This is a genomic window from Bradyrhizobium sp. CCBAU 51627 (genome assembly GCF_028128765.1).
Classification (GTDB): domain Bacteria; phylum Pseudomonadota; class Alphaproteobacteria; order Rhizobiales; family Xanthobacteraceae; genus Bradyrhizobium.
In genome coordinates, this window is record NZ_LBJG01000005.1 from 530,082 (window position 1) to 543,017 (window position 12,936).

At 64.2% G+C, this 12,936-nt stretch carries 17 protein-coding genes; 11 read left to right on the forward strand and 6 right to left on the reverse strand.

The genetic code is table 11. The features are described 5' to 3' along the window. Window positions 1–28: 28 nt before the first annotated feature. Complete coding sequence (locus XH88_RS04825; protein ID WP_271614250.1) at window positions 29–814, forward strand: SDR family NAD(P)-dependent oxidoreductase; 786 nt, start codon at window positions 29–31, stop codon at window positions 812–814. On the opposite strand, the gene XH88_RS04830 is transcribed toward XH88_RS04825, so the two are convergent. Together XH88_RS04830 and XH88_RS04835 are read right to left on the reverse strand one after the other, a co-directional pair. Continuing rightward, on the reverse strand, window positions 815–1,045 hold the full coding sequence (locus tag XH88_RS04830) for a DUF6894 family protein (RefSeq protein ID WP_188095934.1): 231 nt from the start codon (window positions 1,043–1,045) through the stop codon (window positions 815–817). 381 nt (window positions 1,046–1,426) lie between these two features. After that, window positions 1,427–2,485: a hypothetical protein gene (locus XH88_RS04835; RefSeq protein WP_271614251.1), complete on the reverse strand. Its 1,059-nt coding sequence runs from the start codon at window positions 2,483–2,485 to the stop codon at window positions 1,427–1,429. A 340-nt stretch (window positions 2,486–2,825) separates the two neighbouring features. Between XH88_RS04835 and XH88_RS04840 the strand changes: the two genes are divergently transcribed. Continuing rightward, window positions 2,826–3,422, forward strand: coding sequence for a L,D-transpeptidase (locus tag XH88_RS04840; protein WP_271614366.1), 597 nt, complete (start codon window positions 2,826–2,828; stop codon window positions 3,420–3,422). A gap of 154 nt (window positions 3,423–3,576) precedes the next feature. After that, complete coding sequence (locus XH88_RS04845) at window positions 3,577–3,798, forward strand: hypothetical protein (RefSeq protein ID WP_271614252.1); 222 nt, start codon at window positions 3,577–3,579, stop codon at window positions 3,796–3,798. Here XH88_RS04845 and XH88_RS04850 read toward each other — a convergent pair. Continuing rightward, window positions 3,795–4,226, reverse strand: a complete 432-nt coding sequence (locus XH88_RS04850; RefSeq protein WP_271614253.1) for a COG4315 family predicted lipoprotein — start codon at window positions 4,224–4,226, stop codon at window positions 3,795–3,797. The two genes, XH88_RS04845 and XH88_RS04850, sit on opposite strands and share 4 nt — an antisense overlap. A gap of 168 nt (window positions 4,227–4,394) precedes the next feature. Beyond that, on the reverse strand, window positions 4,395–4,859 hold the full coding sequence (locus tag XH88_RS04855; RefSeq protein WP_271614254.1) for a MarR family winged helix-turn-helix transcriptional regulator: 465 nt from the start codon (window positions 4,857–4,859) through the stop codon (window positions 4,395–4,397). A gap of 101 nt (window positions 4,860–4,960) precedes the next feature. Here XH88_RS04855 and XH88_RS04860 point away from each other — a divergent pair, with 101 nt between their 5' ends. The 5 genes from XH88_RS04860 (at window position 4,961) to XH88_RS04880 (ending at window position 9,344) form a co-directional block, all read left to right on the forward strand. Beyond that, window positions 4,961–6,883 (forward strand): FAD-binding monooxygenase, encoded by a 1,923-nt coding sequence (locus tag XH88_RS04860; RefSeq protein ID WP_271614255.1) that lies wholly within the window; start codon window positions 4,961–4,963, stop codon window positions 6,881–6,883. 144 nt (window positions 6,884–7,027) lie between these two features. Further along, window positions 7,028–8,008, forward strand: coding sequence for an SH3 domain-containing protein (locus tag XH88_RS04865; protein WP_271614256.1), 981 nt, complete (start codon window positions 7,028–7,030; stop codon window positions 8,006–8,008). Window positions 8,009–8,172: 164 nt separating this feature from the next. Continuing rightward, window positions 8,173–8,451 carry a hypothetical protein gene (locus tag XH88_RS04870; RefSeq protein WP_271614257.1) on the forward strand — a complete coding sequence of 93 codons (279 nt, stop codon included), beginning with the start codon at window positions 8,173–8,175 and terminating at the stop codon, window positions 8,449–8,451. Window positions 8,452–8,730: 279 nt separating this feature from the next. After that, entirely contained in the window at window positions 8,731–8,937 is a 207-nt protein-coding gene (locus XH88_RS04875) for a hypothetical protein (RefSeq protein WP_271614258.1), read from the forward strand. A gap of 26 nt (window positions 8,938–8,963) precedes the next feature. Beyond that, window positions 8,964–9,344, forward strand: coding sequence for a hypothetical protein (locus tag XH88_RS04880; RefSeq protein WP_271614259.1), 381 nt, complete (start codon window positions 8,964–8,966; stop codon window positions 9,342–9,344). Window positions 9,345–9,387: 43 nt separating this feature from the next. Here the strand turns inward: XH88_RS04880 and XH88_RS04885 are convergent, their stop codons facing one another. Together XH88_RS04885 and XH88_RS04890 are read right to left on the reverse strand one after the other, a co-directional pair. Beyond that, window positions 9,388–9,732: a DMT family transporter gene (locus tag XH88_RS04885; protein WP_271614260.1), complete on the reverse strand. Its 345-nt coding sequence runs from the start codon at window positions 9,730–9,732 to the stop codon at window positions 9,388–9,390. 202 nt (window positions 9,733–9,934) lie between these two features. Then, window positions 9,935–10,600, reverse strand: coding sequence for an O-methyltransferase (locus XH88_RS04890; protein WP_271614261.1), 666 nt, complete (start codon window positions 10,598–10,600; stop codon window positions 9,935–9,937). A 93-nt stretch (window positions 10,601–10,693) separates the two neighbouring features. Here XH88_RS04890 and XH88_RS04895 point away from each other — a divergent pair, with 93 nt between their 5' ends. The 3 genes from XH88_RS04895 to pdxY all read left to right on the forward strand — a co-directional run bounded on the left by XH88_RS04895 (window position 10,694) and on the right by pdxY (window position 12,931). Further along, window positions 10,694–11,338: a TetR family transcriptional regulator gene (locus tag XH88_RS04895; RefSeq protein WP_271614262.1), complete on the forward strand. Its 645-nt coding sequence runs from the start codon at window positions 10,694–10,696 to the stop codon at window positions 11,336–11,338. A 90-nt stretch (window positions 11,339–11,428) separates the two neighbouring features. Then, window positions 11,429–12,070, forward strand: coding sequence for an FMN-binding negative transcriptional regulator (locus tag XH88_RS04900; protein WP_271614263.1), 642 nt, complete (start codon window positions 11,429–11,431; stop codon window positions 12,068–12,070). Between the two features lie 48 nt (window positions 12,071–12,118). After that, window positions 12,119–12,931 (forward strand): pyridoxal kinase, encoded by an 813-nt coding sequence (gene pdxY, locus XH88_RS04905; protein ID WP_271614264.1) that lies wholly within the window; start codon window positions 12,119–12,121, stop codon window positions 12,929–12,931. Window positions 12,932–12,936: the final 5 nt, after the last annotated feature.

Consider the following 12,936-nt stretch of genomic DNA (forward strand, 5'->3'; position numbering starts at 1 on the left):
TTGAGCCGCTTCTGGTCCGGAGAGCGACATGAGCCTGTTCAGCATGCCATTCGATCCCACACGCGATAGGGCTCTCGTTACCGGCGCCGGCAACGGTATCGGGCGCGCCATCGCGCTGGGCCTTGTCGGCGAGGGCGTTCGGACGCTGTTTGCCGATGTGAGCGCCGAGCGGGTCGGGGCGGCCATCGGTATGAGTGAGAGGCCCGGCCTGGCGCTGCCCTGGGTCGGTGACCTCGCCAAACTGGACGCGTGCGACGAATTGCTTGCGGCCGCCAACGCTGAGCTGGGCGAGGTCACGCATTTCGTGCACAGCGCCTCGCCGCCGCGGCGCGAGGCCGACCACGCGCTCGCGGTCGATCGCCGGACCTGGCAGGAGATGCATGCCGTCAATCTCGATGCCGGCTTTCATCTCGCGCGGGAAATCGCAAAGCGGCTGATCGCGGCGAAACGATCAGGCTCGTTCCTGTTTCTCACCTCGCTGCATGCGGGCACGCCGCGCAACCTGCCGCATTATTCGACGGCGAAGGCGGGGATGGCGATGCTGGTGAAGGAGCTCGCCAAGACCTTTGGTCGTCACGGCATTCGCGTCAACGCGCTTGTGCCGGGCGCGATCGCGGCCGGCGGCTTCGTCGCGGATGCTTCGCTGGCAAGGCACATTCCGCTCGGGCGTCTCGGCGAGGCCAACGACCTCGTGCCCGTTGCACTCACCGTGCTGTCGAACAAGCTTTCAGGTTACGTCACCGGCGCAGCCTTCGTCGTCGACGGCGGCTTGTCGCTGACGAACTGGTTCGAAGCGCCGGTGTTGGACGATTGACTACCGCTGCCAGGCCGGCACGGGATCCAGCGGCGTGCGATAGACCTCGTTGTGATCGCGATCGGTGACGCGCACTGCGCAACCTTTCCGCTGCAGCTCAGGCTTCACTTGCGACAGCTCGCTGGCCAGTTGGACGGCGCGATCGGAGGCAACCTCGATATCCTCGAGGATGATCCCACCCTGGTTCTTGAACTCTTCACCGTCAACGAGATCGAAGGAGTAGTAAGGCATCCGAATTCCCCGGTGTGACGACTCAAAGTCTCGAACGAAGCCTTCAATGGAAGTCTTCGAGAGATGACGGATCGTACCACTGAGTCGACCGCTATCCGATGAACGGATGGCGCAATCTCTGTGCTTATGGCGCAGAAATGATGTGCAACTTACACTCGCTTTAAGATTTTATTAAACATATCAACGTGAATATAACGCATGGAATTGCAGCAGAACCGGGCTCCGGGAACCGGCAGCTGCAAGAGAAGGCCGGCGGCATAGATCCCGACGGCCTTTTCTCTTTGCGCGGAGCCGCGCATCACCGTAGTTGCACGGACTCAACTGAACACATCGTGTCGGACACCCTGCGTCGTCGGTTGATGCAGGCCTCCTGATCCTGCGCTAATGCACCGGCATCGGCGGACGCACGACAGGTCCGTCGTCATCGGCAACAGCCTGCGTCGTCGCGACCGGTGGCGCTGCCGGCGGCGGGACCGCTGCGGCCTGCGAAGGCGGCGGAGGTGCGAGCGGCGGCGGCGAATAGGCCGGCATGTAGGTGTGCGACACGACCGGCTTCGGTTTGCGAACCGGCGGCATGGGTGCCGGAGCGCGCGGCGCGAGCGCCGACGCGCGCGCGGGCGGATTGACCGGTGGTCGCGCTTCAGCAACCGGCCTTGGCGCCGGCGGCTTCGCGATCTCGCGGATCATCTGCTCCTGACCGGCCTTCAACTCGGCGATGTTCGCCTTGAGTTGCTCGATCTGCTGCGCCATCGCGGCAATGTCGCGCGTCATGGATTCCACCGCAGGCGCGGCATCGGTTTGTGTTGCTGCCGGTGCGGCAGCGGCCGTGGCGACCGGCGCTGCGGGCGGCGTTGCAGCTTGAGGCGTTACAGATTGATCGGCGGGCTGATCGGGCACGGCAGCCGGTGCGACCTGTGCGGCTGCGACCGGTGCCGTCTGTGATGTCGAAGGCAGTAGCGATGTCAGGGCCGGGGTCCATTCGGCGACCAACTGCTTCGCCATGTCACCGTGCTTCTCCCAGGCGATGGTAGCGGCGGCACTGCCGCCCGCAAGCAGGAAGGTGACGAACGCGCCACGCAGCAATTTGCCGGCGGCCGATCGCTTCGGGCGGCCGCGGTCATCGCTCGCGGTCACGCGCACTGCGGTGTCGACCGAGGGCGCGGCTGCTTGCGGCTCAGCCACCGGACCTAACTTCGGCTCGCCCGGACTGAACTTCGATTCGAAATGAGTCCTGGACTCCGGTGCGAGTTTTGGCTCCGGGGCGAATTTCGGCTCCGGCCGTGCCGTGAACTCCGGCGCAAGTGTTGGCGCCTCGCTGCTCGCGCGCGAAGCCCTGATCACCTCGGGCGAAATCTGGATGGCGTCGTGCGGGTCGTTATCCTTGACCGTGTCCTTCACGATCTCATCGACGATCTGCCGGCTGTTCAACGTCGCGAGCATCGCAGCTCCCCTGAAGCGTTGGTCGTTCGCATTGGCGCGAGCCGATTTGGTTGAATGGCCCATCCAAGTCTGATGCGATTGGCCCGATGGCGCACGAGTCCAGCCAGGTTTGACCAAAGCAAGGCAAGGCGGTGGAGAGACTGCGACCGTCTTCCGCCAGATGTGGTGATGGAACCCGATCGGCCGAACACGGGTACGTGTTCCGCGTCGCCTTGTTTTGAGCACGATTTGGGCAGCAATTCGCGATGCTGGGGGCGCTGCTATCCGCTATCGGGGGCCGGCGGTGCCAAGAGTTTCATTCGCACTTTTCGTTGTCGCCTTGCTGCCGCTCGGCGGCTGTATGCAGGCTACATTGTCGCCGTCGACCGACGCGAGCATGACGCCGCGCGATCGGCAATTGCTCGCGCACGTGCCTTACGCTCAGGCGAACGTGCCTGAGCAATATCTCCGTCACATCGTGGATTATCCGCGCAAGGAGCAGCCGGGTACCATCCTGGTCGATACCGATGCGCGCTATCTCTATTACGTGCTGCCGGACGGCAAGGCGATCCGCTACGGCGTTGCGGTCGGCGAGGAGGCAATGGCCTTCTCAGGCGTTGCGCGCGTCGGCCGCATGGCGGAATGGCCGGACTGGGTGCCGACGCCAGAAATTCAGGCGCGGCTCGGGCCCTATCCGGCGCGCGTGCCCGGCGGCCCCGCCAATCCGCTGGGGGCACGCGGCATCTATCTCTATGCCGGCAACAAGGACACGCTCTATCGCATCCACGGCACCAACCAGCCGGAATATATCGGCCAGGCGATCTCGTCGGGTTGCATCCGGATGCGCAACGAAGACGTCATAGATCTGTTCGACCGGGTGAAGCTCAACGCTACCGTCGTGGTCCTGCCGCCAGGGCAGAGCGCGCAGGTCGAGGCAGGGCCGAGCTGGCGCGGGTGAGATGACCGAGCTGACCTGTCACCAGCGCATCACCGAAGCTTGAATCACGGGACCGCGGCGATCGACGACTCGGCCGCCACCAAGGTGAATTGCTTCACAGGCGCCTGGCCCCGTTTGCGCTATGTCTCAATGGCTCGTTGCCATTGGAGGCATCATGCAAAGATATCCTGATGAATTGAACGAGAATGAGCGTCGCGTTGTGCGCAAGTGGCGTTTGGCCACCCTCGGTTTCTACGGGTCGATTTTGGCGGGATTGGCGCTGTACGCGGCCTTGCACTGGACTCCCGAGGCGAATTTTGCCTCGGTCAATTCCGTAGCCCAGGCCAAGCTCGCGGGTGCGTCGGGCAGTGACGGACGCGCGCCGTTCCGGCCTTAATTTTCAGGCCGCGCGATGCGCCATTGCAGCGTCGTGGCGTTCCCATTGGCATCGCCGGGCGCCTTGTCGGCAGGCGAGGTGTAGAGCGGCCGATAGCGGTACGCCCACATCTTGCTTCCGTCGTTGCGGCTGATCACGGTGAAGTCGCCGACAGCCTTGGCGTCGGCGGTCGCGGCCAGCGGGACCCAGCTCTCAGTGCACTTGCCGTTGCAGTTCGAGCTCTTGCCGTTGGTGTCGCGCTCATACGTATAGAGCGTCATGCCCTTGAGATCGACCAGCTTGGGACCCTGCTTGGTCAGGACCACCTTCGCCGGTGCGGTTGTCGCCTCGGGCTTGGGTGGAGGAGGGGCATCGCTACCGTGGCCGTTGGCGAGGACGGGAACGGTCGAGAGCGCGATGGCTGCGGCCGCGATGGTGAACCTGAACATCCGAAACTCCCGACCAGGCAAAGTTAATGCCGCGTTAAGCGCAGAAGGTTGCCGACCGTAACAGCCGAAGGTTAGTTCCAGGTTTCGCAGGTCCGCGACATCTCCTGATAGAAATACGGGGTTCAGGCTTCTTGACGCGAAGCGGTATCGACTCCGTTCGAAAACGTTCTATGCCAATGTCTGGCGCAGCGGGGCGCGGCTGAGCTCATTGCCGGCCGCAATGGCCTTGCGGAGCAGTCGCATCAATTCCTCGCCCTCCTTGGCGCTGAGCCCTCGCAGCATGATGCGCTGAGCGGACTCGACCGCCGGCGTGATCTTGCGCAGCGTGCGGCGGCCCTCGTCGGTGATCTCGAGCTCTCGGGCGCGCCGGTCGCGCGGACTGGCGCGCCGCTCGATCAGGTTCTTCTGCACCAGACGATCGATCACGCCGGTGATGGTCGTGCGATCGTAAGCGATCAGGCCTGCGAGCGTCACCTGATCGAGCCCGGGATTGGCCTTGATGGTCGCAAGCGCTGCGTATTGCACCGGCGTGAGGTCGAAGCCGGCTTCGCCGACCTCGGCCAGGAACACGGCGACCGCGATCTGCTGGAAACGCCGCGCCAGATGGCCAGGCATGTCATTGTTGTCTTTCACCGAATTCTCCTTGGCGATGGGGACGGCGGCGCATCATTGACAAGTATACTGATAGTCAGCATACTGATCAATATTGAAAGACGTCGACGGGAGAGGTGCTCATGCAATTCCATCTCAATGGCTTCCAGCCGGGCGATCCTGAAATTGCCGATCCCGCCGAGCGCATTCCGGTTCCCGGTGCTTTGGGCGCGGTACCCGACGAGGTCGATGTCCTCATCGTCGGCTGCGGCCCCGCCGGCTTGACGCTGGCGGCCCAGCTCGCGCAATTCGGCGACATCAAGACCTGCATTGTCGAGCAGAAGCCGGGCCGGCTCCTGGTCGGTCAGGCCGACGGCATCGCCTGTCGTACCATGGAGATGTTTCACGCCTTTGGCTTCAGCGAGCGCGTGCTGAAGGAAGCCTATTGGGTCAATGAGACGACGTTCTGGAAGCCGGACGAGCGGGCGCCGGAGAAGATCGTCCGCAGCGGCAGGGTGCAGGACGTCGAGGACGGACTGTCGGAATTTCCGCACGTCATCCTCAACCAGGCGCGAATTCATGACGACTTTCTCGACGTCATGCGCAAATCACAGGCCAAGCTCGAGCCCTATTATGGAAGACGCCTGCTCGACCTCCAGGTCGATCAGGCCGCAGTTCCCGCCGCTCACGCCGTGACCGTGCGTCTTGAGCGCATCGACGGCGCGCACGCGGGCAAGGTCGAGACCATCAAGGCGCGCTACGTCGTCGGTTGCGACGGCGCGCGCAGCACGGTGCGCAAGTCGATCGGCCGCGAGCTGCACGGCGATTCCGCCAACCACGCCTGGGGCGTGATGGATGTGCTGGCAATAACCGACTTTCCCGATATCCGCTTCAAGACGCTGATCCAGTCGGCGAAGGACGGTAGCCTTCTCATCATCCCCCGCGAAGGCGGCTATATGGTCCGCATCTATGTCGAGCTGGCCAAGCTGGACGTCGGCGAGCGCGTCGCCAACCGCAACATCACGGCCGAAGACGTGATTGCGAAGGCGCAACGGATCCTGAAGCCGCATAGGCTCGAAGTGAAGGAGATCGCCTGGTGGTCGGTCTATGAGATCGGCCAGCGCCTCACCAACAAGTTCGACGACGTGCCGGAAGGGGAGATCGCAACGCGGCAGCCGCGCATCTTCATCGCCGGCGATGCCTGCCATACGCACAGCCCCAAGGCCGGGCAGGGCATGAACGTCTCGATGCAGGATGCGTTCAATCTCGGCTGGAAGCTCGCCGCCGTGCTGCGCAAGCAATGTGCGCCGAGCCTGCTGCACTCCTATTCAGCCGAGCGGCAGGCAGTGGCGAAGGAACTGATCGACTTCGATCGTGAATGGGCCGGGATCCTGGCCTCGGCGGCCAAAGCCGGAGGCGCTGACGCGGCGAAGACGCAGGACTATTTTGTCAGGCACGGCCGTTACACCGCGGGCACCGCGACCCATTACGGGCCGTCGATCCTGACCGGCGCGGCCTCGCATCAGCATCTCGCGCAGGGCCTGGTGATTGGCAAACGATTCCACTCTGCGCCGGTCATCCGACTCGGAGACGCCAAGCCGGTGCATCTCGGCCACGCGGCGCAAGCGGACGGCCGTTTCCGCATCTATGCGTTTTCTCCCGCCGAAAATCCCGCGGCATCGAGCTCCGCTATTCGTGCTTTGTGCAATTTCCTCGCCGAGGCCGAGGAATCGCCGATCCGGCGATACACGCCCAGAAGCTCCGACATCGACAGTGTCATCGACCTGCGCGCGGTGTTTCAGCAGGATCATCGTGAGCTCGCGATCGAGGCGATGCCGCCTATGTTGCGCCCGAGCAAGGGCCGTTACGGCTTGTACGACTACGAAAAGATGTTCTGCCCGGACCTCAAGGGCGGCCACGATGTCTTCACGATGCGAGGTATCGATCGGACGGTCGGCTGCATGGTCGTGGTGCGGCCGGACCAATATGTCGCGCAGGTGTTGCCGCTCAGGGATTTTGCGGCGCTGGCAGCCTATTTCGACGGCTTCATGTTACGGGTGAAGTGAGCCTTTGCTCCGCCGATGAATGGCGGATGAATATTGAACCGCGCGCGGCATGGGGCGCTTCTCAATCTTTTGGCTGATGCGAGGCTTGTGAGCGGAACGCTTTATTCCGCTCGCGCGTTCCGCCTCTCAGAGGAGGACTTCGCCATGAGACTGAAAACCGCTTTACTTGCAGCATCGCTGCTCGCCCCGACGGCCGCATTGGCCGCCCCGGGTATCGTCACCGTCTCGACCGGTCTGCGCGCCGGGCCGGGGGCGGGCTTTCCCCTGGTCGATCGCATTCCCGAGGGCGCTCGCGTCAACATCCATGGCTGCCTGCGTGGCGATGCCTGGTGCGATGTGAGCTTCTCCGATGATCGCGGCTGGGTATCGTCGCAATACCTCGAATATCTCTATCGCAATCACTACGTCTATCTGCCGGACTATGTCGATGAGATCGACGTGCCGATCGTCCCCTTCGTGCTGAGCTCGTACTGGTCGAGCTATTATGAGGGACGTCCGTGGTATCGTCGCCACGCTTACTGGGATAGCTACTGGACTTCCCACGAACGCTTCGCGACGCGGCTGACGATCGACCCGCGTGCCGCTCGGATCGGTCGTGCGGCCACGCGTGACGCTGCAGTCGCGCTCGACCGCGAAGGCATCCACGGCAAGGGCAATGTCAACGCCGCCGCCGCGATCTCCGGACGGGATGCTGCGACCGCACGGGGTAACGCAGCCGTCACAAAGCACGCCGCCGCAGTGACAGCCGCTCGAACGGGCGCCGGGCGAAGCGAACGCATCGCGCATGAGCGCACCGCGGTGCAGACGCGCAATCCCCGTGATGCGCAGGCGCGCATGATGCACGAGCCGGCCGCTGCTCACGCCGCGGTGCATGCGCAGCCGATGGCACGGGCGCATGAAGCGCCACGCGTGTCAGCCGCTCCGGCGGCCCGGCCTGCGATGCCGCATATGGCTCAGCCGAACGTCAGCCATGGTGCGCCGATGAATGCGCATGCGCAGATGCCGACACCGCGCGCGGCTGCACCTGCGCCGCATCCGGCTGGCGGTGGTGGCGCTCCGCATGTCAACGCTGCTCCGCATGTCAACGCTGCCCCGCATGGCGGCGGGCCCCAGAAGCATCAGTGATCCTGAAAGCCCGGCCTTCGTGCCGGGCTTTTTTCTTGGCCTGGGCCCAGTTCCGTGCGCGTACAATTTAAGAAGGTTCTTCGCGGGCAGATTTCATCGATCGTAAGATGTCTACCCAAAGATGTAAACATCCACTCGGGGCAGCGGGGCACGGGAGGATGAAGATGAGACAAAGCCAGGCGGAGACGCGCCGCCAGAATGTCGCGAAGCGTTCGATGACCAAAGAGGCCAAGCAACTGGCCGGACTGATTGCCGGCTTGCGCAAATCGCTCGACGGCATCCACAAGGAGCGGATGAGCAAGAAACTCTCCGGCGCCGAGATAGGCCTGCTGGACGAGCGTCGCAACAATTTGCTGCTCACCATTGCCGCCCTGGACGACCGCCTGTCGGCTGTGCAGGGTCTGATTGATCTCGGACGGCCACATGTGATCCGCGTCCACTGAGCGGGTCCCCCGAGCGCTATCGGTTCCGTCGCGGCGGCGACGGGCCACAGCCGCTCCGCGCTGCATAGGGATTGTCCTGAGCGGCCTGTCCGGATGAGGTCGCGCGCACGTCCGTAAACCAGCTCCCGGCAAGCAGAATCGCATTCAAGACGCGGCGCATGACTGATCTCCGTCGCCCGGCTGGAATCGGTGTCGGCGGCACAATGCTGCCGCGGTGGGCACCAAATTGCCACGCTCCCGGCGAATTGCCGCCAAAGCCCGCTGCCACGACGAGAATGGGTGCAGGGCAACGCAGGGGATGCGAAATTGGCCTATATAATGATCGCGGAACGCGACAATGAGAAGTACAGTTTTGCCCGCGAGAGCCGGTTGCTCATCGTGGCGAAAGCGAAGGTTTGGGCGAGCGAAGGCTGGCGGGTCGTCATCACCGATCAGAACGGCAAGGCCTACGCGCCGCCGGAATTCGATCAGTTGCTGGCGGCGTGACCGCAGGACGGGCTAGGGGGAAGACATTGAGATCGCTCATCCGACGGGGGCGCGAAGTTATCGCGCCTCTGGTGATCCTTGGAACCGTTGCCGCATCGATCAGCGTGCTGACGTCGTCGCCTGCGTCCGCACAAAATCTCGACGCCGGCAAGTCGCCCGAAAAGCTGTTTGCGGATGGCTGCGCGACCTGCCATCGCAGCCCGCGGGGACTGGCGAAGGGACGCTACAGCCTGACGCTATCCTGGTTTCTCCAGGACCATTATTCGGCGGGCCCCGACACCGCCAAGGCACTCGCCGCCTATCTGGTATCCGTCGATACGCCGCCGCCAAGTGCTCCGGCGAAGCCTGGCGCAAAACCATCCAGATCCAAGCAGCGTCCACCCAAGCCGGTGCAAGGTCAGCAATAGGAATCGCGGCTAGCGGCGCCGGCGTGGCGGCGTTTGCGGGGCATCAATGCGCCATCGCCTGCGAGAACAGGTTGATGACCACGACGCCTGATACGATCAGGGCGATGCCGACGAAGGCCGCGGCGTCCAGCATCTGGCGGAACAGCACGAAGGAGATGGTGGCGGTCAGGATAATGCCGACCCCGCCCCAGATCGCATAGGCGATGCTCAGGGGAATGACCCGGATCGCGACCGATAGCGCATAGAACGAGACGACGTAGAACAGCACCATCGCCAGTGTCGGCCAGGGCCGTGTGAACTGCGCGGATTGTTGCAGGAGGGCGGACGCCGTCACCTCGAACACGATGGCGAGGGCAAGCGCGGCGTAGGAGGTGAAAGCAGACGTCATGGAGTTCTCGAGCGCGTGGCGCGCGAAAGATACTGCGCGATCGGTATGTCAGCACGCGCGACAAGGCTTTGCCGGGAATGGCTATCATTTGTGAGTGACGAGCCTGCGACAGGATTGATGGCGCGAGCGGCGACGTGGTTAAGCCGCCCCGCGAGCAATCCGCGCGACGGCTCCGAGGTGCCGCAAGTCGTTCGAAGCGGTCCTAGTTGATCCGCACGGAAAGCTCGACGTCCTCGGCGAAGGGCGTCGACATGTACCCGTTGCCAGGCTTGCGGACGCGCACCAGGTAGTCCGGGCTGAAGTCCGCATTGTCGGCGACGATGATCGCGCCCGGCTTCAGGCGGTCTTCGACCAGATCTAGGATATCTGGGTAGAGGGCCTTGGCGCCGTCCAGCAGCACCAGATCGATCTGATCGGGCAGGTCGGCGCTCAGCGTTTTCAGCGCGTCGCCTTCACGGAATTCGACGAGATCGATCAGCCCGCCGGCCGAGAGATTTTCGCGGGCCCGCGCCGCCTTGGTCGGCTCGAACTCGCTGGTGATGAGGCGGCCGCCGCCGTTGTCGCGCAGGCCCGCGGCCAGGTGAAGGGTCGAGATGCCGAACGAAGTGCCGAACTCGACGATCACCTTCGCGCGCGAGCTGCGCGCCAGCATGTACAGCAACCGACCGGTTTCGCGCGAGACCGCGAGCGGTGCATCCTTCAGGCGTGCGTAGAGATCGCGGTAATCGGCTTTGCTTCGCATCATCCGCGCGCGGTCCGCGTCGCTCAAATCGCCGACGGCGGCTTGCGTTGTGCCGCTTGTTGCCTCGGCCTGGTCGAACAGGCGGTCCAGCAGCGGCGCAAGCGACGTGATTGTTGGGGTGGTCATAGGGCGTCTCCAGAGTTCAAAGCGCGTGCTTGCGCGCGAGTTGAAATACGACTAATTCGTCGCATTTCCTATTCGCATTCCCCTGGGCGCGTCATGGCCGATCGTCGAAGTCGTTCAGTTTCCTCACGAAAACAGCCACAGCAGGCCCGCTCCAATGAGCTGGTGGCGGCCATTCTGGCTGCCGCTGTTCAGGTCCTGGCGAAGGAGGGCGCACAGCGCTTCACCACTGCGCGTGTGGCGGAGCGAGCCGGGGTGAGCGTCGGGTCGCTCTACCAATATTTTCCGAACAAGGCGGCGATCCTGTTCCGCCTGCAAAGCGACGAGTGGCGGAATACGAGCGAGCTTCTTCGAGGCATTCTCGCGGACCGGACGAGGCCACCACCGGCGAGGCTGCGCGCGCTGGTCCACGCTTTCGTTCGCTCCGAATGCGAGGAAGCCGCGATCCGCGGCGCGCTCAGCGACGCCGCCCCGCTCTATCGTGACGCGCCCGAGGCACGGGAGGCGCGGGCGGCTGGCGAGGGCATCGTCGCAACCTTCATGCGCGAGGCACTGCCAGATGCCTCGGAAGCGAAGCGAGAGCTCGCCGGCGAGCTGATCAAGACGACGCTGGCCGCGGTGGGAAAACGGTTCTCCGAGGCGCCGCGCAGCAAGGCGGAGATCGAGCGTCACGCCGAGGGGCTGGCCGACATGTTCTGCGCCTATCTCGACGAGCTTGCGCGCCGCGGGGGACATTCCTGACATCTGCATTTGCGGCTCGATATCGTTTCGGATTCCGCGGCATCATCGGTTAGCATCGCATCGCCCTTTGTCTGGATCGAGCACGGCACCATGCATATCCTTCGGCCCCAGTTTCGCATCGAGGAACAGCGCGCGCTGGAGTTCGCAGGCCGGCGGGGTTTCGGCATGATCGTCGCGGCGGATGCGAGCGGCCCGCGCGCCTCGCACGTGCCGTTCGTGCTGGCCGAGCGCGACGGGCGCACGGTCGTGCAGATCCATTTCACGGCAAGAAACCCGCTGGTCGAGCTCGCCGACGGCGTCAGACGGTTCCTGCTGATCGTTGCCGGCGACGATGCCTACATCTCCAACGACTGGTACGCCTCGTCAGACAATGTCTCGACCTGGCTTTACGAAGCCGTGCATCTGTCGGGCGTGGCGCATCTGCGCGCTCACGACGAGAATCGCGGCCATGGCGATGCGCTCCTCGCCGTCGCCGAGTCGCGACTGCCGAAACAACCGTGGACTCTTGCCCAGATGGAGCCGGGCAAGCGCGAGAGCATGCTGGGTGCGATCCGCGTCGTCGATCTCGTGGTTGATCAGATCGAGGGGCAGGCCAAGCTCAATCAGCACAAGACCGACGCCGACCATGTTGCGGTGGCAAACCGGCTGGCACGGTCCGACGAGACCGGGCACCGGCGGTTGGCGCGGAAGATGCAGGCGCTGCGGCCGGAGCTTGGCTACGACATCTCGTGATCCGCGCTATGCTTGCGCCGCGGCACGATTGCTTTTACGGACCTTTGCATGCTCGTCATCTCCATTCAAAGCCAGGTGGTCCACGGCCATGTCGGCAACAGCGCCGCGGTCCACGCCATGCAGGCGGAGGGCGTGAACGTCGCCGCTGTGCCCACGACGCTGCTGTCGAACCATCCGCGCTACCCAACCTTGCGCGGGCGGGTACTCGACGCCGAGCTCGTCGCCGATCTGCTCAGGGGCGTCGAGGAGCGGAATCTGGTCGATGAAGCCGCCGTGCTCGTCACCGGCTATCTCGGCTCGCCCGACAACGCGGTCGTCATCGCTGATTTCGTCGAGCGTGCGCTGTCGCGCAATTCGAAGCTCATCTATCTCTGCGATCCCGTGATCGGAGATGACGGCCGCATCTATGTCGCTGACGGCATTCTCGACGTGGTGCGGCACCGGCTGCTGCCCGCCGCGCACCTGATCACGCCGAACCAGTTCGAGCTCGAGATGCTTTCCGGCGTCAATATCTCGGACACTGACAGCTTGCGCGCCGCGGCCGCCGCGCTTGCGGGACAACGCCGGATCGATGTCGTCGCCACCGGCTGCACGCTGGCCGACACGCCGGGAGGACAGCTGGAGACGATCCTGTGCGGGGACGGGCAATTGTCGCGCTTTGCGACGCCGCGTCTCCCCATCCGTCCCTACGGTACCGGCGATCTGCTCGCCGCTCTGATCGCGGCTCATCTTGCCAAGGGCGCGGCGATCGAGGCCGCCGTGCGACTTGCGGTCGAGACGATCTTCGCTGTGCTCGTTCGCACGCAGCAGGCCGGATCGGCCGAGATGCGTCTTGTGCCATTGCCGGCGTCGGGTACCTAAGCCTC